This is a genomic window from Schaalia sp. ORNL0103 (genome assembly GCF_019429565.1).
Classification (GTDB): Bacteria; Actinomycetota; Actinomycetes; order Actinomycetales; family Actinomycetaceae; genus Pauljensenia.
This window is the reverse complement of sequence record NZ_JAHXSA010000004.1, coordinates 63,167-89,211: the sequence shown is the minus strand read 5'-3', so window position 1 is coordinate 89,211 and position 26,045 is coordinate 63,167. Positions and strand designations below refer to the sequence as shown.

Annotated in this window: 17 protein-coding genes; 14 read left to right on the top strand and 3 right to left on the bottom strand. The window is 66.2% G+C overall.

Annotated features, from left to right (window positions below; translation table 11 throughout):
* Nucleotides 1–31: 31 nt before the first annotated feature.
* The 11 genes from JJJ16_RS09860 to JJJ16_RS09810 all read left to right on the top strand — a co-directional run bounded on the left by JJJ16_RS09860 (nucleotide 32) and on the right by JJJ16_RS09810 (nucleotide 13,597).
* A complete protein-coding gene (locus JJJ16_RS09860; RefSeq protein ID WP_219752632.1) occupies nucleotides 32–3,802 on the top strand; it encodes a nitrate reductase subunit alpha in 3,771 nt (1,256 codons plus the stop codon).
* A complete protein-coding gene (gene narH, locus JJJ16_RS09855) occupies nucleotides 3,802–5,352 on the top strand; it encodes a nitrate reductase subunit beta (RefSeq protein ID WP_007589372.1) in 1,551 nt (516 codons plus the stop codon). Before JJJ16_RS09860 ends, narH begins: the two co-directional genes overlap by 1 nt.
* Nucleotides 5,349–6,038, top strand: a complete 690-nt coding sequence (gene narJ / locus JJJ16_RS09850) for a nitrate reductase molybdenum cofactor assembly chaperone (RefSeq protein WP_007589328.1) — start codon at nucleotides 5,349–5,351, stop codon at nucleotides 6,036–6,038. Before narH ends, narJ begins: the two co-directional genes overlap by 4 nt.
* 5 nt (nucleotides 6,039–6,043) lie before the next feature.
* A complete protein-coding gene (narI, locus tag JJJ16_RS09845) occupies nucleotides 6,044–6,820 on the top strand; it encodes a respiratory nitrate reductase subunit gamma (RefSeq protein ID WP_219752630.1) in 777 nt (258 codons plus the stop codon).
* Between the two features lie 302 nt (nucleotides 6,821–7,122).
* Entirely contained in the window at nucleotides 7,123–8,118 is a 996-nt protein-coding gene (locus tag JJJ16_RS09840) for a MoaD/ThiS family protein (protein ID WP_219752628.1), read from the top strand.
* Nucleotides 8,119–8,219: 101 nt separating this feature from the next.
* Complete coding sequence (locus JJJ16_RS09835; protein ID WP_219752626.1) at nucleotides 8,220–8,639, top strand: molybdenum cofactor biosynthesis protein MoaE; 420 nt, start codon at nucleotides 8,220–8,222, stop codon at nucleotides 8,637–8,639.
* Between the two features lies 1 nt (nucleotide 8,640).
* Nucleotides 8,641–9,465: a HesA/MoeB/ThiF family protein gene (locus JJJ16_RS09830; protein WP_219752625.1), complete on the top strand. Its 825-nt coding sequence runs from the start codon at nucleotides 8,641–8,643 to the stop codon at nucleotides 9,463–9,465.
* Between the two features lie 5 nt (nucleotides 9,466–9,470).
* Nucleotides 9,471–10,088 (top strand): molybdenum cofactor guanylyltransferase, encoded by a 618-nt coding sequence (locus JJJ16_RS09825; protein ID WP_318836550.1) that lies wholly within the window; start codon nucleotides 9,471–9,473, stop codon nucleotides 10,086–10,088.
* Between the two features lie 564 nt (nucleotides 10,089–10,652).
* A complete protein-coding gene (locus JJJ16_RS09820) occupies nucleotides 10,653–11,399 on the top strand; it encodes a hypothetical protein (RefSeq protein WP_219752621.1) in 747 nt (248 codons plus the stop codon).
* A gap of 15 nt (nucleotides 11,400–11,414) precedes the next feature.
* The gene (locus JJJ16_RS09815; protein WP_318836549.1) at nucleotides 11,415–12,788 is read left to right on the top strand and encodes an ISL3 family transposase; all 1,374 of its coding nucleotides are present in this window, start codon (nucleotides 11,415–11,417) and stop codon (nucleotides 12,786–12,788) included.
* Complete coding sequence (locus JJJ16_RS09810; RefSeq protein WP_318836552.1) at nucleotides 12,785–13,597, top strand: N-acetylmuramoyl-L-alanine amidase family protein; 813 nt, start codon at nucleotides 12,785–12,787, stop codon at nucleotides 13,595–13,597. The genes JJJ16_RS09815 and JJJ16_RS09810 overlap by 4 nt, the downstream gene beginning before the upstream one ends.
* A 3-nt stretch (nucleotides 13,598–13,600) precedes the next feature.
* Here the strand turns inward: JJJ16_RS09810 and JJJ16_RS09805 are convergent, their stop codons facing one another.
* Nucleotides 13,601–14,113, bottom strand: a complete 513-nt coding sequence (locus tag JJJ16_RS09805) for a molybdopterin-binding protein (RefSeq protein ID WP_219752620.1) — start codon at nucleotides 14,111–14,113, stop codon at nucleotides 13,601–13,603.
* 344 nt (nucleotides 14,114–14,457) lie between these two features.
* Here JJJ16_RS09805 and modA point away from each other — a divergent pair, with 344 nt between their 5' ends.
* The 3 genes from modA to JJJ16_RS09790 all read left to right on the top strand — a co-directional run bounded on the left by modA (nucleotide 14,458) and on the right by JJJ16_RS09790 (nucleotide 22,029).
* The gene (modA, locus tag JJJ16_RS09800) at nucleotides 14,458–15,252 is read left to right on the top strand and encodes a molybdate ABC transporter substrate-binding protein (protein WP_219752618.1); all 795 of its coding nucleotides are present in this window, start codon (nucleotides 14,458–14,460) and stop codon (nucleotides 15,250–15,252) included.
* 9 nt (nucleotides 15,253–15,261) lie between these two features.
* Nucleotides 15,262–17,247, top strand: coding sequence for an ABC transporter permease (locus JJJ16_RS09795; protein WP_219752616.1), 1,986 nt, complete (start codon nucleotides 15,262–15,264; stop codon nucleotides 17,245–17,247).
* A 216-nt stretch (nucleotides 17,248–17,463) separates the two neighbouring features.
* Nucleotides 17,464–22,029, top strand: a complete 4,566-nt coding sequence (locus JJJ16_RS09790) for an acyl-CoA dehydratase activase-related protein (RefSeq protein WP_219752614.1) — start codon at nucleotides 17,464–17,466, stop codon at nucleotides 22,027–22,029.
* Between the two features lie 101 nt (nucleotides 22,030–22,130).
* Here the strand turns inward: JJJ16_RS09790 and JJJ16_RS09785 are convergent, their stop codons facing one another.
* Together JJJ16_RS09785 and JJJ16_RS09780 are read right to left on the bottom strand one after the other, a co-directional pair.
* Nucleotides 22,131–23,750: a glycoside hydrolase family 2 TIM barrel-domain containing protein gene (locus JJJ16_RS09785; protein ID WP_219752612.1), complete on the bottom strand. Its 1,620-nt coding sequence runs from the start codon at nucleotides 23,748–23,750 to the stop codon at nucleotides 22,131–22,133.
* A 270-nt stretch (nucleotides 23,751–24,020) separates the two neighbouring features.
* Complete coding sequence (locus JJJ16_RS09780; protein ID WP_219752610.1) at nucleotides 24,021–26,021, bottom strand: OPT family oligopeptide transporter; 2,001 nt, start codon at nucleotides 26,019–26,021, stop codon at nucleotides 24,021–24,023.
* Nucleotides 26,022–26,045 lie beyond the last annotated feature (24 nt).

Below are 26,045 nucleotides of genomic sequence, written 5' to 3'. Positions count from 1 at the left end.
TGCCTCGTCAATCGACTCTTAGGAGCACCCCATGACGAATCTCGAATCCGATATGACCTTCCCGACCTACGGCGGTGAGGTCAAGCCCGCGACCGGCGCGACCCTGTTCGCGCTCGGCTCGTGGCTGCGTCGCGGCAAGGCGTCCGCCGACGCGCGCCAGCTCTTCCTCGAGGGCGGCCGCGAAGGCGACTCCTTCTACCGCGACCGCTGGAGCTACGACAAGATCGTGCGCTCCACCCACGGCGTGAACTGCACGGGCTCCTGCTCGTGGAAGATCTACGTCAAGGACGGCGTCATCACCTGGGAAACCCAGCAGACTGACTACCCGTCGACCGGCGCGGACATGCCCGAGTACGAGCCCCGCGGCTGCCCGCGTGGCGCGGCGTTCTCGTGGTACGAGTACTCGCCGACCCGTATCAAGTACCCCTACGTGCGCGGCGTCCTCCTCGACATGTTCCGCGAGGCCAAGAAGCGCCTCGGGGATCCCGTCGACGCGTGGGCCGCGGTCGTCGAGGACCCGGAGAAGGCTCGCGCCTACAAGTCGCAGCGTGGCCGCGGCGGCATGGTCCGCGTGTCGTGGGAAGAGGCGATGGAGATCGTCGCCGCCGCCTACGTGCACACGATCAAGCAGTACGGCCCCGACCGCATCGCCGGCTTCTCGGTTATCCCCGCCATGTCGATGATCTCCTACGGTGCGGGCGCCCGCTTCCACGAGCTCATCGGCGCGACCATGCTGTCCTTCTACGACTGGTACGCGGACCTGCCCCCGGCCTCGCCGCAGGTCTTCGGCGACCAGACCGACGTGCCCGAGGCCGGCGACTGGTTCAACTCGCAGTACCTCATCATGTGGGGCACGAACCTGCCGCTGACCCGTACCCCCGACGCCCACTTCATGGCCGAGGCCCGCTACCACGGCCAGAAGGTCGTCGTCGTGTCCCCGGACTTCGCGGACAACACGAAGTTCGCGGACGACTGGTTGCGCGTCCAGCCCGGCACGGACGGCGCCCTGGCGCAGGCCATGGGTCACGTCATCCTCAAGGAATTCCACGTCGGCAAGCGCGAGCCCATGTTCCTGGACTACATGAAGCGCTACACCGACGCCCCGTTCCTCGTGGAGATCAACGAGGTCGGCGAGGGTGCCCACGAGGGCATCGCCCCGACGACCCTGGTCCCCGGTAAGTTCCTGACGGCCGCCAAGATGCCCGCAGGCACGACCGAGCGCACCGAGAACAACCAGTTCCGTTCCCTCGTCATCGAGGCCGACGGCACGGTCAAGGACCCGGGCGGCACGCTCGCTGATCGCTTCGGCGAGGAGGGCGCCGGCCACTGGAACCTCAACCTGGATGGCGTCGAGCCCGTCATGTCCATCATGGACACGGACGAGTGGGAAGCCGTTGAGATTGCCCTGCCGCGCTTCGACCTGCCCGCGGCCCCCGGCCAGGCCTCGGTCGGCGGCGGCTACGTGAAGCGTGGCGTGCCCGCGCGCCGCGTCAACGGCCGCCTCGTGACGACCGTGTTCGACATCCTGCTCGCCCAGTACGCCGTTGAGCGTGAGGGCCTGCCGGGCCAGTGGCCCACCGACTACATGGACGCCTCCACGCCGGGCACCCCCGCGTGGCAGGAGGAGTTCACGTCGGTTCCCGCCGGAGCCGCCATCAAGATCGGCCGCGAGTTCGCGCAGAACGCGGTCGAGACCGAGGGCCGTTCCATGATCCTCATGGGTGCCGGCACGAACCACTACTACCACTCCGACGAGATGTACCGTACGTTCCTGGCGCTCACGGAAATGTGTGGCACCCAGGGCCGCAACGGTGGCGGCTGGGCCCACTACGTGGGTCAGGAGAAGGTCCGCCCGATCATGGGTTGGGGCTCCTTCACCTTCGCCCTGGACTGGGCGCGCCCGCCGCGCCAGATGATCTCCACCGGCTGGTACTACATGACCACCGACCAGTGGCGCTACGACGGGGCCCCGGCCTCGGCCATGGCGAACCCGATCAAGTCCTCGCACCTGGACGGCAAGCAGCTGGTCGACACCCTCGTCGAGTCGGTTCAGCGTGGCTGGATGCCCTGCTACCCGACGTTCTCCAAGGGCTCGACCCAGCTGGGTCGCGAGGCCGCCGAGGCCGGTATGGCCCCCGCGGAATACGTGTCCCAGGAGCTGCGCGAGGGTCGCCTGCAGTTCGCGATCGAGGACCCGGACGCCCACCACAACGTCCCGAAGATCCTCGCGAACTGGCGTACGAACCTGCTCGGCTCGTCCGCGAAGGGCACCGAGTTCTTCCTGCGCCACATGCTGGGTACCGGCAACGAGGTCAACGCCGAGGAGCTGGAAGAGGGCAACCGCCCCGCGTCCGTCAACTGGCGTGACGCTCACCCCGGCAAGCTCGACCTCATGTGGGTCGCGGACTTCCGTAACACCTCGACGACGCTGCACTCCGACGTCGTGCTGCCGGCCGCCACGTGGTACGAGAAGCATGACCTGTCCTCCACGGACATGCACCCCTTCATGCACTGCTTCGACGAGGCCGTGAACCCGCCGTGGGAGGCCCGCACCGACTTCGAGGTGTTCCAGACCCTGGCTCGCCTCGTCGGCCGCATGGCCCCCGGCCACCTGGACACCCAGACGGACGTCGTCGCGGTCCCGCTGGGGCACGACTCCCCGGACGCCATGACCATGGCGGACGGCGTCGTTCCCGAGCAGACGTGGACGCCCGGCAAGACCATGCCGAAGCTGGTCCCGATCGAGCGCGACTACACGCAGGTCGGCTACAAGTTCGACCGCATGGGTCCGCTCCTGCCCAAGGCCGGCCTGGCCTCGAAGGGCGTTGCGTACAACGTGCAGGAGGCGTACGAGCAGCTCGGCGACCTCAACGGCCGCGCCCCCATGGACGGCAACGCCGGCGAGGGCATGCCGCTGTGCGACACCGCCATCAAGGCGGCGAACATGGCGCTGCGCTTCTCGGGCACCACGAACGGTTCGCTGGCCGTTCAGGGCTTCCGCACGCTGGAGAAGCGCGTCGGTAACGAGATGGCGTTCCTGGCCGAAGGTGACGAAGAAAAGAAGATCACCTACGAGGACACCGTCCTGCAGCCGCGCAGCGTCATCACCAGCCCCGAGTGGTCGGGCTCCGAGCACGGCGGACGCCGCTACAGCGCCTTCGTGCAGAACGTCGAGTGCCGCAAGCCGTGGCACACGCTCACGGGTCGCCCGCAGTTCTACGTCGACCACGACTGGATGATGGACATGGGCGAGTCCCTGCCGATCTTCCGTCCCCCGCTCGACCTGGCGCACATCTACGGTGAGCGCCCCGTCGGCGACCACCGTCCCGGTCAGCCGGGTCAGGCCGAGGTCGCGGTGCGCTACCTGACGATCCACAACAAGTGGGCCATCCACTCCCAGTACTACGACAACCCGTACATGCTGACGCTGGGTCGTGGTGGCCAGACGGTGTGGATGAGCCCGCAGGACGCCGAGAAGATCGGCGTGCGCGACAACGAGTGGATCGAGGCGAAGAACCGTAACGGCACCGTGTCGGCTCGCGCCGTTGTCTCCCACCGCATCCCGGAGGGCACGGTGTTCATGCACCACGCCCAGGATCGCCAGATCAACACCCCGCTGAACGAGGAGTCCGGCAAGCGCGGCGGTACGCACAACTCGCTGACCCGAATCTTCATTAAGCCGAGCCACCTGGCCGGCGGATACGCGCAGTTCGCCTACGCGTTCAACTACTACGGTCCCACCGGCAATAACCGCGACGAGGTCACGGTTATCCGCCGCCGCTCCCAGGAGGTGCAGTTCTGATGAAGGTCATGGCTCAGATCGCGATGGTGATGAACCTCGACAAGTGCATTGGCTGCCACACCTGTTCGGTCACCTGTAAGCAGGTGTGGACGAACCGCGAGGGCACCGAGTACATCTGGTTCAACAACGTCGAAACCCGTCCCGGCGTGGGCTACCCCCGCGGCTGGGAGGACCAGAAGAAGTGGAAGGGTGGCTGGAAGCGCACCGCCACGGGCCGCCTCGTTCCCCGTCAGGGCGGACGCGTCGCCTCGCTCGCGAAGATCTTCGCGAACCCGACGCAGCCGACCATGAAGGACTACTACGAGCCGTGGACGTACGAGTACGACAAGCTGCTCCAGGCGCCCGCGAACTCCCGCGCGATCCCGACGGCCCGCGCGAAGTCCAAGATCACGGGCGAGCACATCGACAAGCCCGAGTGGGGCCCGAACTGGGACGATGACCTCGGTGGCTCCATGGAGACCCTGGATCAGGACCCCGTCCTGCACCAGATGAACCTCCAGGTCGCCAAGACCATCGAAGACGCGTACATGTTCTACCTGCCTCGCATCTGCGAGCACTGCCTGAACCCGACCTGTGTGTCGGCGTGCCCCTCGGGCGCGATGTACAAGCGCTCCGAGGATGGCATCGTCCTGGTCGACCAGGATCAGTGCCGCGGCTGGCGCATGTGCGTGTCCGCCTGCCCCTACAAGAAGGTCTACTTCAACCACAACACGGGCAAGGCCGAGAAGTGCACGCTGTGCTACCCGCGCCTCGAGGTCGGCCAGCCGACCATCTGCTCGGAGACCTGCGTGGGTCGCCTGCGCTACATGGGCGTGCTGCTCTACGACGCGGACCGCGTCACCTGGGCCGCCTCCCAGGAGGACGAGCGCGACCTGTACCGCGCCCAGCGCGAGATCCTCCTCGACCCGAACGACCCGCAGGTGGTCGCCCAGGCTCAGGCCAACGGCGTTCCCCACTCGTGGATCACGGCCGCCCAGCAGTCCCCGATCTGGAAGCTCATCACCGAGTACGAGGTCGCCCTGCCGCTGCACCCCGAGTTCCGTACCCTGCCGATGGTCTGGTACGTGCCGCCGCTGTCCCCGGTCGTCGACCAGGTGACCGCGTCCGGCAGCGACGGCGAGGACCACAAGGTCCTGCTGTCCGCCATCTCGCAGATGCGTATCCCGCTGGAGTACCTGGCCGGCCTGTTCACGGCCGGAGACACGGCTCCCGTGGAGCTGGCGCTGCGTCGCCTCGCCGCGATGCGCTCCTACATGCGCGACGTCTTCGTCGACAACCCGACGAACGAGGAGATCCCGGCCTCCGTGGGCATGACCCCGGAGAAGGTCAAGGAGATGTACCGACTGCTGTCGATCGCCAAGTACGACGACCGCTTCGTCATCCCGACCGCCCACCCCGAGATGCCGCGCGGCATCAAGGAGCTCGAGGGCTGCCCGGTGTCCTACGACGTCGAGGCCTTCCACGGCCTGGCCCCCGCCACGTCGAACCGCCCGATGGGTGGCTCGTCGCCGGAGGGACGCCAGATGCTCCCTCTTGAGGTCGTTCGATGAGTACTTTCGTCGGCATTCCGCGTATTCCTACGGCCGCTCCGGAAACGGAGATGGATCCGCAGGACGCGCGCGGCGTGCGCATGGCGGTCTCGGTCCTCCTGGACTACCCGGGGGATGACTTCGAGACCAAGCTGGACGCGGTCGAGGAGGCTCTGGCGGACCTGCCGGAGCCGGCCTCGGCGTCCCTGGCCTCGTTCGTGAGCTACGCTCGCGCCGCTGGCCTGCGCGCCATGCAGACCACCTACGTGGAGACGTTCGACCAGCGCCGACGCTGCGCGCTCGGCCTGACGTACTACACGCACGGCGACACCCGCGGACGCGGCCAGGCCATCCTGGCCTTCAAGGAGATCCTACGTCGCGCCGGTTTCGAGATGGAACGCGAGGAGCTTCCCGATCACCTGCCGGTGGTCCTGGAGTTCGCGGCCTTCGACGAGACCGGCACGGCCGAGGGCCTGCTGCGCTCCAACCGCGAGGGTATCGAGGTGATCCGCACGGCGCTGCGCGCCACGGACTCCCCGTACGCGCCGCTGCTGGACGCGCTGGTCGCGACGCTGCCCGAGCCGGACGAAAAGACCATTGAGGGCTTCCGTAAGCTCATTAGCCAGGGGCCGCCCACCGAGCTGGTGGGCGTGGGCGATCTGTCTGCGACGCCCTTCCCGACTTCCGATTCAACGATGGGACGGTAACGTTCATGGAATCCGCACTTTTGCATGCCGCGTCAGCACCTGCGACGCAGTCGCTGTCCTTCCTGGACATTGCCCTGTGGGTGGTCCTGCCCTACGTGTCCTTCGCGATCCTCATCGTGGGTCTCGCGTGGCGCTACAAGACCGACCAGTACGGGTGGACGTCTCGTTCCTCGCAGTGGAATGAGCCGACCATCCTGCGTTGGGCCTCGCCGCTGTTCCACTTCGGCGTCCTCTTCGTGTTCATGGGTCATATCCTCGGCCTCGTGATCCCGAAGACGTGGACCGAGGCGGCCGGCGTGCCTCAGCACGTCTACCACCTGATGGCGACGATCCCCGGTACGATCGCCGGAATCATGACGATCGTTGGCCTCGCGCTGCTGATCTACCGTCGAGCGGTGGTCAAGTCGGTGCGCGTGGCGACGACCCGCATGGACATCGTCACCTACGTGATGCTGGCGATCCCGGTGCTCCTGGGCGGGGCTGCGACCCTGCTCAACCAGGTGCTCGGCGGTCACGAGGGCTACGACTACCGCGAGACGATCTCCGTGTGGTTCCGCTCGATCTTCACGCTGCAGCCGCAGGCTCACCTGATGGTCGACGTGCCGCTGAGCTTCAAGCTGCACATCATCGCTGGTCTGCTGCTGTTCTGCATCTGGCCGTTCACCCGCCTCGTGCACGCGGTGAGCGCGCCGGTCGGCTACGTGGCGCGCCCCCCGGTGATTTACCGGTCGCGCGACGAGCGCCGCACGCACGAGATCACGCGCGGCGGTATGTCGGACTGATCGATGGCCGTGCCCGCCGCGGTCCCTCGCCTTTGGGGCGAGGCCGTGGCGTGGTGATCGGCAAGGGCGGGGGCGAGCGCAGGCTCGCCCCCGCGTCTTTATCGTGGTCCCCGCGTTCTCACCTGTATGAATAGAGCGATAGACCCCGCGTAATGCGACCGACTGCTGGTATTGGCCGTGCGGGTGGCTGTCTGTGATGGGTAGAATAAAGCGCGCTTTGTTAGTAAAGTAACAGCTTTAATGCCGTATGGAGATGCCTATGAAGGGTATTTTCACTGATTATGAGGGAGAGAGGATACGTCATGAGTGATACCTCCCGTGCTCGGCCTCTGGCTGAAACGCTCGCCGCAATGGCAGCGTTGACCCCTGCACAGCACGCGCTCTTGGAACGCATCTCGCACCATGCGACGCCCGTGACCGTGGCGGAGCTGGCCCAGGAAGCTGGCTTGCACGTCTCGAGCGTGCGCGAGACCCTCGAGGGCCTGTTCGCCCTTGGCCTCGTGGAAAAGCAGCAGCTTCCCTCATCCGGTCGTGGCCGACCCGCGCTGGGCTATTCGACGATGACCCCGGCGGACCCCTCGTTTGCGGCGCAGATGCTGCACCAGCTCACGTCGTCGCTGCTGGCCTGGCTGCGCGTTGACGCGGCCGACCCGGCGGCTTCCGTGCGTGAGATCGGCGCTCGCTGGGCGGACGCCGCCCTCGAGACGATGGCGGTGCCTGATCACAGCCACAACCCGAACCGTCGCCCCGTGCGCGACACTTTCAATATCGCGTCGCACCTGGGCAAGGTACGCCTGTTCATGAACGCCATGGGCTTCGCGTCTGTCCCGCACGACACTGATCCGATGGCCGTCGTGCTGACGGCCTGCCCGTTCACCGAACCGGGCACCCCCGATGACTTGGCCCTCGAGCTGCGCCGCGGCATCGTTGAGCGCGTCTTCGAGCGGACGGCGACCGGCTTTGCCACCTGGTCACTGGAGGCGGATCCGGCCGATCCGCTGCGCCTGACCGTCTATATTCGACGGCTCGATGAGGCGAACCCGAAGCCGCTGTCGACGACCCTTCACTTCTTTGGTGGTGCGGCTGAGGCGGCCGGTGGGTACATGCGCGAACTGCCCTCCGCTGAGACTCCCGCGACGCTGGGTGAACTCATTGATCAGCTCAGCTCAGAGAGTCCCGAGCTGGAGCGAATCCTCGCTGTGTCGAGCTATCTGGTCAACGAGCGCTCTGCTCGTCTGGACGCTGAGCTCGCGCCCGGTGCGCGCGTCGACGTGCTGCCTCCGTTTGCCGGCGGGTGAGATTTTTCAGTCATTTGTGTGGGGCGGTCAGGGTTGTAAAATAATCCTGGCCGCTCCCGCGTAAGATGAGGGGGAAGGCACTCCCGTCCCTGGAGGATTCCATGTCAGCTGAGATTGCAACCGGCATCACCGAAGAGCCGCTCGAGACCGGCGCGCTGATTGATAGCGCACGTCGGGATACGTGCGGTGCTGTTGCGTCCTTCGTTGGGGTGGTGCGTAACCATGACGGCGGAGAGAGCGTGGACGCGATTGAGTATTCGTCGCACCCCTCGTCGCAGCAGATTTTGCGGGACATCGTCGTGGAATTCAGGGATCGTCCCGGTGTGCATTGCATTGTCGCGTGGCACCGCGTGGGGCATCTGGAGATTGGTGAGGACGCGATGGTCGTCGCCGTCGCTGCAGAGCATCGCGCGCAGGCATTCCGCGCGGTCGAGGCCATTGTCGAGGATGTGAAGGCGAAGCTCCCGATCTGGAAGAAGCAGGAACTGACCGACGGCTCTCACAACTGGTCGGGTCTGTGAGATGACGATCAGCGATCCTTTTTCCCGCGATGCGGCCGTTTCGGGGCGCACCGTCGCGCTTCCGCTGATCAATCAGCCCGTCCCGTACGAGGCCGGGGCCCCTGCGCTGGAGCGTTTCCGTCGCAATTGGCTGGTGTCCGGTATTGGCGAGGCCGGTCAGGCGCGCCTGGCAGCCGCGCGCGTGCTCGTGGTGGGTGCGGGCGGCCTCGGCTCTCCCGTTCTCCTGTACCTGACGGCGGCGGGCATTGGCACGATCGGTATCTGCGATTCTGATGTGGTTGAGGTGTCGAACCTGCAGCGTCAGCTTCTCCATGGCGAGGGTGATGTGGGGGATCCAAAGCCGGATTCCGCTGTGCGTCATCTCAGCGGCCTGAACTCCTCGGTGCGTTTTGAGCGCTATGGGCATGTGACCCGCGAGTGGCTGGATGAGCACGGTCGCGAGTGGGACCTCATCGTGGAGTGCACGGATAACTTTGATGCGAAGTACCTGGTCGCGGACTACTGCGCGGATTCCGGCGTGCCGCTCGTGTGGGGCACGGTCGTGTCGATGGCTTTCCAGGTGAGCGTCTTCTGGTCTGCGGCGCCGGCCCCCGTGCCGTCGTTGACGCTGCGGAGCCTGCACCCGGTCAAGCCTGCCCCCGGGACGACGCCGGCCTCGCCGAAGGTTGGCGTGCTCGGTCCCGTGGTCGGTCAGGCGGGCACCGCGATGGCGACGGAGGCGATCAAGCTGCTGGTGGGCTTTGGTGAGCCGCTGATTGGGCGCGTCCTCATGACGGATGCGGCGACGCAGCGCGCCGACGTGCTGACCTTCGCGCCTTGGGGCTGAGGCCCGTGTCTGCTCCGCGCGCTGACGTTGCCGCGATCGTCGTCGGCGGCGGCGGGGGAGAGCGCTTGGGTGGCGTCTCTAAGCCGGATCTGATTCTGGGTGGCGTGCGCTTGATCGACCGCGTGTGCGGGGTCTTGATGGAGGCGTGCGGCGCAGGGTGCGTGGCTGTTGTGCCGCCCAGTGTGTGCGTTCCCGACGGTGTTCTGCGTACCCTTGAGGATCCGCCGAGCGGCGGCCCGCTGGCCGGTATCGACGCGGGCTTGCGCGCGCTGAGCGTCGGCGACGATGTCCTCGTCGTGGTTGTTTCTGTTGACGCTCCCGGCGTGGCTGCTTTCCTGCCCGCCCTCCTCGAACCCGCGTTGGGTGAGAGTCGTGATGGGCGTATCGTGCGCGGCGGCGATCCGGAGCCTTTCGATCAGTACCTGATGGGCGTCTACCGCGCGGGTGCGCTGCGCCGCAACCTTGACGAGGCCGAGGCCTCCCTCGGGTCGGTTCGCGGAGTGGGTGTGCGCCGGGTGTTGCGCGCCCTCGAGGTTGAGCGGGTGAACGTAAGCGCCGACGTGTGCCGGGATATCGACACTCCCGAGGATATTGCCTGGTGGGAGAGTTTTCTGAGCAACTGATTTGTCAGTAATGTGCCTGAGGGTGTAGGTTTAGTTAGTTAGTACCTAGTGACCTATCCCACTCAAGGCGTGCTCATGAACCTTCGTCACGGACAACTGTGGCAGCGACTCGGACTCACAGTGCTGTCAGGAATTCTCGTCGCGTCCCTCGCTCCCGCCACTGCTGCGGCTCCTGTCACCGGTCAGGAAATCAGTGACGACGCGGGCTCTTTCAGTGGTGATGTGTCAAGTGTGGGAACTGGGGATGTAGTCTCTGATGTTGCGCAGGGGAGTGATGTATCGGACGGTGTCGACGCCTCCGCAGGCGACTCTGCCAGCGAGGCTGCGGCCTCGAACGAGGGGGAAAGGGGCGACGTTCGCACCTACACCTATCCAGGAACCTCCGGACCTACCCGCATTCATGTCATCTCAACCCAGGGCTCGGATGCAATTCTGCTCGAATCCAAGGGCCTATTTGGCATGATCGACGGAGGTGAGGGCCTGGGGGCGCCCGACGGTTCTGACCCTCGTTACCCTGTGCGCCCGGGGATAGCCCCGGCATCGAAGGGGGATACGCAGCGGGTCATGGACTACATGTCCTCCCAGGGGGTCACCTCCTCGAACCTGGTCTTTTATCTGGGTACCCACCCGCATTCGGACCATATCGATAATGCGGACGACATCATCTACCGTTTTCGTCCGAAAGCTATCTTCAGTCCGGAGTACTCCGACAGTTGGATCTCCGACCCGCGTACGCTGTGGGATAACCAGTGGGTCTATGATCGCATGATCGCCGCGGCCTCATGGGCGCAGCGCAGCTATGGCGCCACGCTCGTCCAGCATGTGCGGGACTATGGGACGCACGTGCAGATCGGTGATATGGATATTCAAATCATCCCCTTCGACCCCGAGGAATCATACAAGCACCACCCCATTCGTGATGCGAACCTGCTCGGCTGGGGGAGTGTTGTCTCGGCCTTCGGGCATCGCGCATTCCTTGCCGCCGACCTCGAAATCGAGGGGGACCTCGAGGATCGGATAGCGGCTGTCGTTGGCCATGTTGACATGCTCAAAGCGGGGCATCATGGCCTGACGACCTCGAACTCAGAGTCTTTCATGGCCGCCCTCTCGCCCTCGATGATCATCCAGACGAACCCCGAATGGGTGACCCCGGACCGCCTGACGACCTCAGTCACTGTGAGCGGCACTGCGTCGTGGGCCCCTACCGCTGACCTGTGGGACCGGGCGCGTATTCCCGCCGTGGTGGGGACCTTTACCGGCTCTTCCGAGTTGAGTGTGGGTGACCGGGTCTTGGTCGGGGGTTGCGGGTAGAGGTCGAGGTCCTTGATGATGAGCGGACTTCTACCCCCGCTGTCGTCAAGGACCTCGACAATGTCTCACCCTACCTGCTGCTGCTCTGCGTCGCTTGATCGTTGTGATCGGTGTGATCTGCTCGTCGGTTTGGAGGGCTTCCATCTGGTTGCTGTCGCTCGACGTGAGTGTGGTCTGGTGCTCGACATAGAGTCCTGTGATCGCTGTGCTGGATGCCCTGGGTGTGGGGTGATCGCTCAAGGCCACGGGCGCGTGGTGGTGGAGGTGATCGACGCGCCCTGGGCCGGGGTCCCGGTGCGGATCCGGTGGTTTAAGCGGCGCTGGATATGCCGCGAAACCACCTGCCAGACGGTGACATTCCTGGAGCATGACGAGCGGGTGTGTGCACACCGGGCGCGTCTGGGCGCCCGGGCGATCCGCTGGGCGATCCGACAGTTGCGCTTCGAGGGAGCCAGCATTGCAGGATTGGCTCGCCAGTTAGGAACCACGTGGAATACCGTGTGGTCCCATATCAAGCCGTGTCTGCAAGCCGCATCTGATGACCCTGCCCGTTTCGCAGGGGTGCAGGTATTGGGAGTTGACGAGCACGTGTGGCACCACCAGGACCGACGCCGACGGGGCCCCCGTGAGCTCACTGGCATCGTGGACCTGACGCGCGGGGAGGATCATCCCACGGCCCGCTTGTTGGATCTGGTCCCGGGAAGGTCTGGCACCGTGTACAAGAACTGGCTAGAAGAGCGCGGCGAACAGTTTCGCTCCGGTATCCAGATCGCAACACTGGATCCCTTCCAGGGATATAAGAACGCCATTGATGACCAGCTCCAAGACGCAACCAGCGTGCTGGACGCCTTTCATATCGTCAAGCTCGCTGGCGACGCCCTTGATGAGGTGCGTCGTCGCGTCCAGCAAGACACGACCGGTCACCGCGGACGCAAGGGCGATCCCCTCTATCAGATCCGCAATCTTTTGCGCGCCTCGCGCCATAGGCTCACCCCACGTCAACAAGAACGCCTCCGTGAGGCCTTCACGGCAGATGAGGCGCATATCAGTGTCGAAGTCGCCTACCACTGTGCCCAGCACGTGCGAGATGTCTTCCACCAAGCCACACCCGCCCAAGGCCGACGCCTGGCCGCTCATCTCATCGAGCGCCTACCAACGTGTCCCATCCCCGAAATCGCTCGCCTGGGCCGGACCCTACGCAAGTGGAAGGACGCCTTCTTGGCCTACTTCGACACCGGCGGAGCCAGCAACGGCCCCACCGAAGCCATCAACGGAATCATCGAGCTGGGCAGACGCACCGCCAGAGGCTACCGCAACCCCACCAACTACAGACTCCGAATGCTCCTCATCGCAGGAGGCCTAGACGCCTCCGCCCACACTCAACTCTGAAGAGCCCCTTTACCGAATCGGGCATCAACTATAATGATCTGTCTGCCGCTTCTTGGGGGCATGAGTACTACCAGGGTGTCACGCCGCGGGCATGGTGGTTCCAGGGTGCTCGTCCGCAGTCGACGTATGGCTGGTGGAAGGGCTGGTCGGGCAACTGGTACTTCTTTACGGGGCATCCGTATTGCGCGACGAGCCAGTGGGTGAATGATCGTGGTTCCTGGTACTGGATGGATTCCACCGGCGCAATGGCGACAGGGTGGATCTACGACGGGAGCTCCCGGTATTACCTTGATGATAAGGGGAATCCGACCGCGCAGGGCTGGCTGCGAGTCGACGGGAACTGGCACTATTTCGTCGACGGTCGTGCGTCGATCGGATGGTTCGCTGATCGAGGGAGCTGGTATCGCCTGGACGAGTGGAGCGGCGTGATGCTCACGGGTTGGCAGAAAGTCGATGGACGCTGGTATTACATGCTTTCCTCTGGAGCTGTGGCCACGGGCTGGCAGAGTATTGGCGGCACCTGGTACTACTTCGATGGCGCAGGCGTGATGGCCACCGGGTGGAAACAGGTTGGCGGCTCCTGGTACTTCATGAACGAGTCGGGTCAGATGGTCACCGGTTGGCTGCGTGAGGGCGATGCCTGGTACTTCATGCAGCCTTCGGGTGCGATGATCTCGGGCTGGCAGAGTATTGGCGGTTCCTGGTACTACTTTGCCGACTCCGGTGTCATGGCCACCGGGCGGGTGATTGTCTCTGGTCGTATGTCCTCGTTTGCGGACTCGGGACGCTGGCTGGGCTACGTTTCCTGACCCTTAGTGTTCCTCGTCCAACTGGTGGAAGATCGCGGGGAGCAGGGGTGTGACCACCTCGAGGGTGTCGAGCGCACCGCCGCGCGAGCCGGGAGAGGAGATGATGAGCGCGCCCGAGGAGTCGCGCGCCGTCACGCCGACGACCTCGCGGGACAGACCCGACAGGGGGGTATTGGCGAGGCCGTGGGCGCGGATCTGCTCGGCGATGCCGGGGATCTCGACCTCGACGATCGAGCGGACGACCTCGGGCGCGTAGTTGCCCACGCCGAAACCCGAGCCGCCCAGGACCAGGATGAAGCGGGCGCCGGCCTCGAGCGCGTCGCGGATCTCCGTCTCGAGGATGTCGGCGCTCTCGGGGATCGCCGCGACCGTCACGGGGCCGAGGCCGGCCTCGGCCAGCGCTGTCGTACAGGCGGGGGTTGCCCGATCCCCCTTCGTGCCGCGCTGGATGCGGTCCGAATAGGTGATGACGTGGGCGCTGATCTGGCTGAGGTCGTAGTCGACAGGCTTGGGCATGGTGTCCTCCGGTGGCGAATGTGTATAAGTGTGATCCTAGTCCCTTCCTGCTGTGGGGGTGGGCCTGGGAGTTGAGCGTGGTCGCGAGGCGATTTTGTGTGTGCGTGGGCCGAGGGAAAAGAAGGCTGCGGGCGTCTGTGCATGTCGAGAGGCGGTTGTGACAACGTGCACGCAGCAGAATAACCCGTTTTATGATGGGTCTAGGCAAGTTAAATGCGTGTGCATATTTCCCCGAAATTAAACGCAAAAGTAACGATTTGGATGAGCGTGAGCGAATCGTTGCGCGTCCGCATCTCGGGTTGTTAGATTTAATGCGTTCTCTTCCCTCTCAAAAGGAGATTCGCATGCGTTACCTTCGCATCCTCCCCGCCATCGGCGCCGCCGCCCTGGCACTCGCAGCCTGCGCGGGTGGCTCCACCCCCGCCGAGTCCACGGCCTCGGCCGAGGCGACGCAGCCCGCCGAGACCACCGTCCTCAACGTCTACGCCGCCGCCTCCCTCACCGAGACCTTCGGTGAGCTTGAAGAGATCTTCGAGGAAGCTAACCCCGGAGTGGACGTGCGCTTCAACTTCGCCGGCTCCCAGGACCTCGTGACCCAGCTCGGCGAGGGCGCCGACGTCGATGTCTTGGCCACCGCCAACGAATCCACCATGAAGAAGGCTGCCGACGCCTCCCAGGTCGACGCGCAGACCATCTTCGTCACCAACACCCTCACCCTCATCACGACGCCCGGCAACCCGGCGGGAGTGACCGGCCTCGACTCCTCGCTCGACGGCGTCAAGCTGGTCGTCTGCGCACCCGAGGTCCCCTGCGGCAAACTCACCAAGACCCTCACTGAAAAGCTCGGCGTGACCCTGAACCCAGTCTCCGAGGAGCAGGCGGTTACCGACGTGCGCGGCAAGGTCTCCTCCGGCCAGGCCGACGCCGGCATCGTCTACAAGACCGACGCCCTGGCCGAGGGCGACGCCGTCGATACCGTCGCCATCCAGGGTGCCGACGAGGCCGTCAACAAGTACCCGATCGCCCTCGTGAGCGCCTCGACCAAGAAGGATCTGGGCCAGAAGTGGATCGACCTGGTCCTCTCCGCCGACGGTCAGAAGGTCCTCGAAAGCGCTGGCTTCACGCCCGCCGCGAAGTAACATCGACGCGTGAAGTCACGCAGGACGCCCGCCGTCAGTCCCCTGCCCGTCTGGGCGGGGGGCCTCGGCGCGCTCGCCCTGTGCTTCCTGGTCCTGCCCCTGGCCTTCATGCTGGGGCGCGTCAACTGGGCCACCCTCGGCGCGACCCTCGCGACCCCGGAGGCTCGCGACGCCCTCGGCCTGTCGCTGCGCACGTGTCTGATGGCCCTCGGCGTCGACCTCCTCCTCGGCGTCCCCGCCGCCCTCCTTCTGTCCCGCTCGTGGCGGGGCGTGCGCGCCGCCCGCATCCTCGTCGCCCTGCCGCTCTCGCTGCCTCCCGTCGTCGCCGGCATCGCTCTGCTCGCGGCCTTCGGCAGGCGCTCGACCCTCGGGGCGCTCCTGAGCGGCGCCGGCCTCGACATCGCCTTCACGACAACCGCCGTCGTCATCGCGCAGGTCTTCGTCTCCCTGCCCTTCCTCATCGTCACCCTCGAATCCGCGCTGCGCGCCCGCGAGCAGGGGCTCGACGAGATGGCCTCCTCCCTGGGGGCCTCGCCCACGCGCGTGTTCTGGCAGATCACCCTGCCGACCGTCCTGCCCGGCCTCGGGCGCGGCGCCGCCCTCGCGCTGGCCCGATGCCTCGGCGAGTTCGGCGCGACCCTCACCTTCGCGGGATCCATGCAGGGCGTCACCCGCACGATGCCCCTCCAGATCTACCTGGCCCGAGAGTCCGACGCGGACCTGGCCCTTGCGCTCGGCATCGTCCTCCTCGGCGTCGCAGCCGCTGTCGTTGCGCTCACGGAAACCCCGTGGGGACGGCTCGCCTCTCTCCTTCGATCGACGAGGTCCGGGCTGGTCTCCGCTTCCGCTGATTCGTCCGCTCGCTTCCCCGAGGCCCCCTCCGCGCTCGCGGGAGAAGCGGGGGAGGGCGTGGCCGTGCGTGTCGCCGGAACCGTGGCGGCGCGCGGCTGGGACGTGGACGCGGCGCTTCGCCCCGGCCTCGTCACCGCCGTCGTCGGCCATAACGGCGCCGGAAAGTCCACCCTCGCCCAGGTGATCGCAGGAACGCTGCGCCTCGACAGCGGCAGTGCGAGCATCGGCGAGCGTGTCGTCGATGATGCCGCCACGTTCGTGCCCGCGCGCCGACGCGGCGTTGCCATGGTCTCCCAGGCGCCCCGCATCTTCACCCACATGAGCGTGGCTGCCAACGTCGCCTTCCCGCTGCGCGTGCGCGGGGTGGGGCGCGCCGAGGCCCGGGCGGCCGCCCTCGAACAGCTGCGAGCCGTGGGGATCGCGGACCTCGCCCACAAGCGCGCCTCCGACCTGTCGGGCGGCCAGGCGGCCCGCGTCGCGATCGCACGCGCCCTCGTCTTCCGCCCCGAAGTCCTCATCCTTGACGAGCCCACGGCCGCCCTCGACGTCGAGGCCACCGCCCAGGTCTCCGCCGTCCTGCGCGAGCGCCTGGCGGGCGCCGGTATCACAACCCTGCTGGTCTCCCACGACATCGCCGAGGTCCTCTCCCTCGCCTCCCACATGATCGTCATGGGGGAGGGGCGCATCGTCGAGGAGGGCGAACCCGCCCGCGTGCTCGCCTCGCCTGCATCGGTGTTCGCGGCCCGCTTGGCCGGGCTCAACATTGTGAGTGGGCCTCCTGTGGCGCGCCCAGGCATGGTCGGCGTGCGCGTCGGCGACGGGGCGCTGTGGGCGGCTTCCGACAGCGTTGGCCCTGGCGAGGAGTCTGCGCGCGTCGCCCTGACTTTCCCGCCCGAGGCCGTGGCCCTGTCCCGCGAGGAGGCTCACGCCTCGCCGCGCTCCGTCCTGCGCGGCGTCGTCGCTGGTATCGACGTCGATGGCTCCCTCGTGAGCGTGCGCGTCGCGCTCGCGCAGGGCGTGTCGGTGACCGCCCGAGTGACTGCCGCCGCCTGGTCCGACCTGGGCATCGGCGTCGGTGAGAGCCTGTGGGCGAGCGTCAAGGCCACCCAGGTCCGAGCGATCCGCGTCGCGGCCGCCTCCTGATCGCTCACTGCCTCCTAGGGCGCGAATTTTGTCACGCTTCATATGTTGTAATTCTTGGTTTTCGCATGAGTGGGATCCGCACCTCCAAAACGCAAAACGCGTCCTATTTTCGCGGTTATTCTGCGGTTTTAATCGCCGCGTACCAGCAGTCGGTGGACAGCTTTGACTCTGCGTGAGGGGTTTCCTAAGTTGTGGTGAGAACCCAGGAGGTACCTCATGACAACACAGGGTCACCACGAGGCAACGCGCCCCTATCAGCTCGGCATCGACGTCGGCTCGACGACGGTTAAGGCCGTCGTTTTGGACGGGAATCGCCGCCTTTTCTCCGACTACCGCCGGCACAACGCCGACGTGCGCGCATCCCTGGGAGCCCTCCTCGCCGACGTCGAGCGCGCCCTGCCCGGCGCCCGCGTCCACGCGGCCATCACCGGCTCCGGCGGCCTGACGACCGCCCGCGCCATGGGTATCCCCTTCGTCCAGGAGGTCATCGCCGGCACCGAGGCCACCCAGCGCCTCCACCCCGAGGTTGACGTCGTCATCGAGCTGGGCGGCGAGGACGCCAAGCTCACCTACCTGCACCCCACCCCCGAGCAGCGCATGAACGGCACCTGCGCGGGCGGCACCGGCGCGTTCATCGACCAGATGGCGACCCTGCTGCACACGGACGCCGCGGGCTTGGGAGAGATGGCGACCCGCCACACGCAGCTCTACCCGATCGCGTCGCGCTGTGGCGTCTTCGCCAAGTCCGACATCCAGCCCCTCATCAACCAGGGCGCCGCCCACGAGGACCTGGCCGCCTCCATCTTCAACGCCGTCGCCACCCAGACCATCGCCGGCCTGGCGTGCGGGCGCCCGATCCGTGGAACCGTCATGTTCCTCGGCGGCCCCCTGCACTTCCTGCCCGCCCTGCGCGAGGCCTACAAGGCCCTCCTGCCCAAGGCCGACTCCTTCGTCACCCCCGACGACGCCCAGCTGTACGTCGCGATCGGCGCGGCCCTCCTCGCCGAGAAGGAGGCCGCCAAGAAAGCCCGCCAGGCCGAGGAATCGGGCGCCACCCCAGTCGACGCCCGCGGCGACAAGCTCACCACCCTCATGGAGCGCCTCGCCGCCGCCCCCGTGCAGGTCGAGTCCCCGCGCATGGCCCCCCTCTTCGCCACCCCCGAGGACCGCGAGGAGTTCATGGCCCGACACAGCCTCGACGTCATCCCCAAGGCCAGCCTCGACGAGGCCGAGGGCCGCTGCTGGCTCGGCATCGACGCGGGCTCCACGACGATCAAGGCCGTCGTCATCGACTCCCAGGACCGCATCGTCTTCACCCACTACGCCTCCAACGAGGGCGACCCCGTGGCCGCGGCCGTCGACATCGTGCGCGCGGTCCGCTCGGCTCTGCCGCAGGGATGCGAGATCGGCCGCTCGTGCGCGACCGGCTACGGCGAGGGCCTCGTCAAGTCCGCCCTCACCATGGACGAAGGCGAGATCGAGACGATGGCGCACTACCGCGCCGCCGAGTTCATCTGCCCCGGCGTCACCTCCGTTATCGACATCGGCGGCCAGGACATGAAGTACTTGCGCATCCGCGACCACGCGGTGGACTCCATCTCCGTCAACGAGGCCTGCTCCTCGGGCTGCGGCTCCTTCCTGCAGACCTTCGCGCAGACGATGGGCACCGACGTGCGCTCCTTCGCGCGCATGGCCATGGAATCCGAATCCCCCGTGGACCTGGGCACCCGCTGCACGGTGTTCATGAACTCCTCCGTCAAGCAGGCGCAGAAGGAAGGCGCCGATGTGCGCGACATCAGCGCCGGCCTGTCATACTCCGTCGTGCGCAACGCCCTCTACAAGGTCATCAAGCTCAAGGAGCCCTCGGACCTGGGTGAGCGCGTCGTCGTCCAGGGCGGCACCTTCCTCAACGACTCGGTGCTGCGCGCCTTCGAGCTGCTCACCGGCCGCGAGGTCGTGCGGCCCGACATCGCCGGCCTCATGGGTGCGTACGGCGCGGCCCTGACCGCGCGCATGCACGACACGGGGGAGGGGACCTCGTCCCTGGCGACGATCGAGGCCCTCGAGGGCTTCAGCGTGGATACGACGCGCAAGACCTGCCGCCTGTGCCAAAACCACTGCCAGATGACGATCTCGACGTTCTCCAACGGCGAGCGCCACGTGTCGGGCAACCGCTGCGAGCGCGGCGCGTCCCTGGAGCGCGTGCCCAAGAAGTCGGACCTGCCCAACCTCTACGACTGGAAGTACAAGCGGATCTTCGGCTACCGCCGCCTCACCGAGAAAAAGGCGTTCCGGGGCGACATCGGCATCCCGCGCGTGCTTGGCATGTACGAGAACTACCCCTTCTGGTTCACGATGCTCACCGAGCTCGGTTTCCGCGTCATGATCTCGGGCCGCTCCAACCACGACCTCTTCGAGACCGGCATGGAGTCCATCCCCTCGGAGAACGTGTGTTACCCGGCCAAACTCGTCCACGGGCACATCGAGTCCCTGCTGGACAAGGGCATCACGACGATCTTCTACCCCTGCGTCGACTTCGAGCAGAAGCTCACCGAGTCCGAGAACTCATACAACTGCCCCATTGTGGCGACCTACCCCGAGGTCATCCGCAACAACATGGAGCGCCTGCTCGAACCGGGCACGAAGTTCATCAGCCCCTTCGTCAACTTCGGTAACCGAGAATACCTGCCCGCCCACCTGTCCAAGACCTTCAAGCAGTACGGCTACGACATCCCCGTCGATGAGATGAAGGCCGCGTTGGACAAGGCGTGGGAGGAGGATGCCGCCGTTAAGGCCGAAATCCGCGCGAAGGGCGTCGAAACCATCGAGTGGATGCGTGAACACGGCGTGCGTGGCATCGTGCTCGCGGGCCGCCCCTACCACCTCGACCCCGAGATCAACCACGGCATCCCCGAGGTCATCGTGGGCCTGGGAATGGCCGTCCTCACCGAGGACTCCATCATCGACGCGCGCCTCGAGCGCCCCCTGCGCGTCCTCGACCAGTGGTCCTACCACTCGCGCCTCTACGAGGCCGCCGCCCGCGTCGGCGACGAGCCCGACCTCGAGATGGTCCAGCTCAACTCCTTCGGCTGCGGCGTCGACGCGATCACCGCCGACCAGGTTCAGGAGATCCTCGAAGGCCGCGGCGACGTGCACACGGTCCTCAAGATCGACGAGGTCTCCAACCTGGGTGCCGCGAAGATCCGCCTGCGCTCCCTCGACGCGGCGATCACCGAGCGCGCCACCCTCGCCTCGACAATCGACGAGGCCGGGGCCGGGGACGGCACGGACGGCGCGGAACTGGCCCCCGCCTCGTCTGTTGGACTCGTGTCGGGGTCCGTCGACACCGCCACCCTGCGCGACCCCTCCGGCGACGCCGCCCGCGAGGAGCAGGCCGGCCACATCAAGCCGCGCACAGCCTTCACCGAGGAGATGCGCGAGGCCGGATACGAGATCCTGGCCCCCCAGATGTCCCCGATCCACTTCCGCTTCCTCACCCCGCTGTTCGCAACCGCGGGCCTGAAGGTGCGCGTGCTCGAGCACACGAGCCGCACCTCCATGGAGGTCGGCCTCAAGTACGTCAACAACGACTCGTGCTACCCGGCGATCGTCGTCATCGGCCAGCTCCTTGACGAGTTCATCTCCGGGCGCGCCGACCCCGATCGCACGGCCGTGGGCATCACCCAGACGGGCGGCATGTGCCGCGCCAGCAACTACGCCGCCCTGCTGCGCAAGGGCCTGCGCGATGCCGGATACCCGCAGGTCCCCGTCATCGCCCTGTCCGTCCAAGGCATCGAGGATAACCCCGGCTTCCACCTCGGCATCCCGCATATCCACAAGGCCATCCAGGCCTTCGTCATCGGCGACGCCATCCAGTCGATGCTCCTGCGCGTGCGCCCCTACGAGGCCACCCCCGGCTCCGCAATGGAGCTGTACCGCACGTGGGACGGCTACGTCCAGGAGTGGATCACCTCGGGACGCGTGGCGGCCCTGGGAGGACGCGTCTCCTACGGGAAGATCATCCGCGAGTGCGTGCGCGCCTTCGACGCCCTGCCCCTGCGCGACATCCCGCGTAAGCCGCGCGTCGGTCTGGTCGGCGAGATCCTCGTGAAGTTCCACCCCGACGCCAACAACCACGCCGTCGACGTCATCGAGGCCGAGGGGTGCGAGGCCGAACTACCCGGCCTCATGCAGTTCTTCCACAACTCCGTGGCCACCGCCGCGTGGGACAAGGAGAACCTGGGCATCGAGGGCAAGCAGCGCTACATCATGCCGATCGTTTTGTGGGCGCTCAAGAAGTACGAGAAGCCCGTGCACCGCGCGTTTGCCGCCACGAACGGCAAGTTTGAGCCGCACCGGCCGATCGAAGAGATGATCTCTCGCTCCCAGGACATCGCGCGCCTGGGCAACCAGGCCGGCGAAGGCTGGTACCTGACCGCCGAAATGGTCGACATGATCGAACACGGCTGCCCGAACATCATCTGCGCCCAGCCCTTCGCGTGCCTGCCCAACCACGTCGTCGGCAAGGGCATGTTCCGCGCGCTGCGCACCCGCTACCCCGAGGCCAACATCGTGGCCGTCGACTACGATCCCGGTGCCTCCGAGGTCAACCAGCTCAACCGCATCAAGCTCATGCTGGCCACCGCCCTGCAGTCGCCGGAGGCTCGCGACAGCGAGATCCTGCAGCTCGTCGACGTCGAAGAGCCCGCGTCGTGCGGCGGGTCCGGCTCGGTCATGCTCGGCATGCCGACGATCCCCAGCAGGCGGGCAGCCTTCCGCTGATCTGTGCCGTAAAGCCGCGAAGGGGGACGGAGCGCAATCGCTCCGTCCCCCTTCGCGTGCGCACCCTCTCGTGCGCACTGCCTCCGGCCTCGTCCGATGTTTTACGGCGCGGGCATAACCCCGCGACCGATCTCAAACCCAGCCGGCGCCCAGCCCGTCCCGTACGACAGGCGCACCGACACCTCGCGCATGCCCGAGGCCGGCCACGCCACCGGGAGAAACCCCGTCTCCCCGGGTGAGACGTCTAGGAACGCCGGGTTCTCCCACGTGACGCGGCCGTCTTCGACGACGCGGCACAGGAACTCCAGGTCGGATGTCGGCGTGAAGGTCATGTGATTGCGAACCGTCACCCCCGAATACGAGGGCGCCACCGTCACCGGCGCGTAGTGCAGTTCCTCGGCACGCACCTCGCTCAGCAGCGGGAAGTCCGTGTCCGCGTATTCCGGGCGCGTCGGATCCAGCGCGCGGGCGGCACGGATCTCCTCGTCCGCCTCGCCCACGTTCCACGCAATGACGCTCGGGTGGGCGCGATCCCGGCGGATCATCGCCTCGATCGCCTCGTCGCGAGCAGGACCCGGCTCGTACATCGTCGATGCCCGGCCAATGATGTACAGACCGTACAGGTCAGCCAATTCGTAGAAGCGCGCGTGCGCGGGCCCCAGCTCGATCGCAACCGCGTTCACGCCGTGGCGCTTGCACCACACGATGTCATCGAGCATGTCCTGAAGACCCACCGCGAGACCAGTGCGACCATCGCACTCGTTGCGGCGCACGCCACGTAGCGTCAGCGGGCGGCCGCCCAGGCGCAAGCCCTCGGGGGTCGCCGTCAGATCGTGGAAGCCCACCTGCAGGGCGATCGTGTCCTGCGTGCCCGCCTCCTCGTCGCTCAGCGTCACGACGAGCGTGTACAGCACCGGCTCCTCAGCGCTCCACGGGAGCACGTCCACGCCGCTTGCCTCGAGGTCCTCGCCGGCGGGGGCGCTCGCGGACCAGATCTCCTCCTGCTGGGCCTCGCCCAGCAGTGCGGCGCGGATCGTTGAGGTGTTCGAGGCCTCGGAGCACTCGACGCGCAGGCGCAGGGACCCGCTCGTGCCGTTGTGCGAGGCCTGTGGGATCACATCGATGACGTGCGCAGGCGGGCGAGCCTCGAGGGAGACCTCGCGGAACAGGCCGTGGCAGCATGCCGGCGAATCCATGAGCAGAACGCTGATCTCGTGCGTGTGCATCGGTTGCAGCGCATCCGTCACGTCGAAGGCTGCCGGAATGAAACCGTCCGCGCAAAAACCGACGAAAATGCCGTCCAGCCACACGTAGAGGGGGCCGGTGAAGCCGCCGAACGTCAGCGTCATCGTCCACCCGCGCTCGCTCGCGTCCTTCAGGGGCGCGTCGAGGATGAACTCGCGACGCAGGATTGAGGCGCGAACCTGATCCGGGGCGGGTTCTCCCTGGGCCTCTGCGGCTCTGCGGGCCTCCTCCTCGCGGCGCACCCATGCGCCGTCCATCTCCAGCACGCCGGGCACCGACGTCGCCTCGAAGTCACGCTGAAGGGGGGTGCGTTTGATCAGCTCGGCAGCAGTGCCTGATACACCCGTGACCTGCCAGGTGCTGGACAGCATTTGAAGCGGCCTGCGCGACCTCCACGTCGAGTGCACCGTCAGGCGGTTCACCGACGCCCCGGGGTCCCGTAGCCATGCAACGTCTGGTTCCGGGATGTGTTCCATGTAATAAAAGTAGCATTTAATGTTTAGTCATGAAATGGCATTATTTTTTGAAATACAGGTAAATGTGCCTTGACATGCGAAATATCTACGGGTGACAAGTGGGATGGCGACCACATTCTGGGATTTATGGTCATGTGGATGGACAAAAATGCCTCGTTGCTGGGAGGTGCTGTTTGGGTATAACGAGCCCCGGCCTCGTCCCTGAGAGTAGGAACGAGGCCGGGGCTGATGCGTGCTGCAGGGGTGAATCCCCTCGCACATGCTGCGTGCTTACTTCGCGGCGGACTCGCGATCCGAGTCGCGCGTGATCTTACGGGCGAAGCTGTAGAGCAGCCACGTCGCAACCGCGAAGAACACCAGGCCCAGAACGTTCGCGATCGGTGTGAAGCCGTCGCCGATGAACGGCAGCGCCAGCGGCGACTCCGAGCCCGTCGCGCCCGCGATGCCCGCGTAGACGACGCCGAACAGGGACTCGCCGACGATCAGGCCGGTCGCAGCCAGCGTGCCGAAACGCTTCGCGCGCTCCACATCCACCTGCTTATCAGCCCACCTGTTGTACAGGAAGCCAATGAGGGCACCGATCGGGATCAGGACCGTCAGGGAAGCGGGCAGGTAGATACCCATGCCGACCGCCAGAGGGGGCAGGGCAAGCTTGCCCTTCGAGGTGGGGCGCAGGACCTCGTCGATGATGATGACGACGACACCGATCGCCGCGCCGATGCCCAGGAGCTTCCAGTCGATGCCGCCGCCAAGCACGCCCTTGGCGAGCGAGGAAATCAGCGAGGCCTGCGGGGCCGCCAGCGCGTCCGGTCCAGCGTCGGGAGCGCCCTGGAAACCGAAGGAGTTCTGCATGAGCTCCAGGACCGGGGGAATGATCAGCGCGCCGAAGACGACGCCGATGACCAGGGCAACCTGCTGCTTCCACGGGGTCGCGCCCACCAGCTGGCCCGTCTTGAGGTCCTGCAGGTTATCGTTCGCGATCGTCGCAATGCAGAAGACGATGGCCGAGGTGAACAGCGTGTAGGCGATGAGCGCCGTGTTCTCTTCCGTGGTCGAGCCGCGGCCGTGCACCGCCAGGATGACAACCGCCGTGATGACGACAACCAGCAGGCCGACGCCGGAGACCGGCGAGTTCGACGAGCCGATCAGGCCGGCCATGTAACCACAGACCGCCGCGACCAGCAGGCCGGCGAGCAGAATGAAAAGAACCGAAATGGCGATCAGAACAGCCGTGTTGTGCTCGATCTGCGTGCCGCGCATGAACCACCACAGCAGACCGGCGATCGGAACCATGGCCACAAAGATGGAGACGATAACCCACTTGCCGGGGATGTCCTGCTCGGTGCGGTCGACCTGCGCGCCGTCCTCCTTGGTGCCGCGCGAGGCGCGCAGCGACTCGGACATACCGCGGGCGATCGGGCCCATGATCTTGATGAGCGTCCAGATGGCGGCGACCGCCATGACGCCCGCACCGATGAAGCGCACGTCCGACTTGAAGACCGTGGACAGGGCCGAGGTCAGGTCCTCAGCGCCATCCAGCTGGCCATTCGCGTACAGGGGCAGCAGGACACCGTAGGAGGTGACCATGCCGATCAGCATCGCGATGCCGACCGTCATACCGACCAGGTGGCCCACGCCGATCAGAGCGAGGGACAGGGAGGTGGAAATCATCGTGCCCGTCGAGCCAATCTTGAAGGCCGTACCAACCTCGGAGGCCACGACCTTCATGTAGCCCAGAAGCGCCATCGTGGCCGAGGCGAGGGCGCCCCACGTGATGGCCAGGAGGCCACGCTTGTTGTCCTCGCCCGCATCCTGGGCGTCGCCGACCTTCAGAATCTCAGCGCCTGCCACGCCCTCCGGGTAGGGCAGGTCCGAGCCGGTCACGAGCGCACGGCGCAGGGGGATCGAGTACATGACGCCCAGCGCACCGCCGACCGCACACACAAACATGGTCTCCCAGTAGGGGAAACCGCTCCACCAGCCGACAATCACGAGGCCGGGGAGAACGAAGATGACCGCCGACAGCGTGCCGGCCGCCGAAGCGATGGTCTGGACGATGTTGTTCTCCTGGACCGTGTGGTCGCCCCAGAAGCGCAGAACCGCCATCGAGATGACGGCTGCCGGGATCGACGTCGCAAACGTCAAGCCGACCTTCAGACCCAGGTAGACGTTCGCGGCCGTGAACAGCAGCGTAATAATGCCGCCGAGGATGATGCCGCGGAGGGTCAGTTCTTTGAGCGACGTTTGCTTCGTCGCGTTTGGCGCAGACACGAAAAATCCTTTCGCTGCCTTGAA

Excerpts from the sequence above, each read along its gene's own strand:
- JJJ16_RS09805 (WP_219752620.1), bottom strand. The coding sequence starts at position 14,113 with ATGCCCAAGCCTGTCGACTACGACCTCAGCCAGATCAGCGCCCACGTC.
- JJJ16_RS09790 (WP_219752614.1), top strand. The coding sequence starts at position 17,464 with ATGACAACACAGGGTCACCACGAGGCAACGCGCCCCTATCAGCTCGGC.
- JJJ16_RS09785 (WP_219752612.1), bottom strand. The coding sequence starts at position 23,750 with ATGGAACACATCCCGGAACCAGACGTTGCATGGCTACGGGACCCCGGG.
- JJJ16_RS09835 (WP_219752626.1), top strand. The coding sequence starts at position 8,220 with ATGTCAGCTGAGATTGCAACCGGCATCACCGAAGAGCCGCTCGAGACC.
- modA (WP_219752618.1), top strand. The coding sequence starts at position 14,458 with ATGCGTTACCTTCGCATCCTCCCCGCCATCGGCGCCGCCGCCCTGGCA.
- JJJ16_RS09840 (WP_219752628.1), top strand. The coding sequence starts at position 7,123 with ATGAGTGATACCTCCCGTGCTCGGCCTCTGGCTGAAACGCTCGCCGCA.
- JJJ16_RS09815 (WP_318836549.1), top strand. The coding sequence starts at position 11,415 with ATGATGAGCGGACTTCTACCCCCGCTGTCGTCAAGGACCTCGACAATG.
- narH (WP_007589372.1), top strand. The coding sequence starts at position 3,802 with ATGAAGGTCATGGCTCAGATCGCGATGGTGATGAACCTCGACAAGTGC.
- narI (WP_219752630.1), top strand. The coding sequence starts at position 6,044 with ATGGAATCCGCACTTTTGCATGCCGCGTCAGCACCTGCGACGCAGTCG.
- JJJ16_RS09830 (WP_219752625.1), top strand. The coding sequence starts at position 8,641 with ATGACGATCAGCGATCCTTTTTCCCGCGATGCGGCCGTTTCGGGGCGC.
- JJJ16_RS09820 (WP_219752621.1), top strand. The coding sequence starts at position 10,653 with ATGGACTACATGTCCTCCCAGGGGGTCACCTCCTCGAACCTGGTCTTT.
- JJJ16_RS09860 (WP_219752632.1), top strand. The coding sequence starts at position 32 with ATGACGAATCTCGAATCCGATATGACCTTCCCGACCTACGGCGGTGAG.
- narJ (WP_007589328.1), top strand. The coding sequence starts at position 5,349 with ATGAGTACTTTCGTCGGCATTCCGCGTATTCCTACGGCCGCTCCGGAA.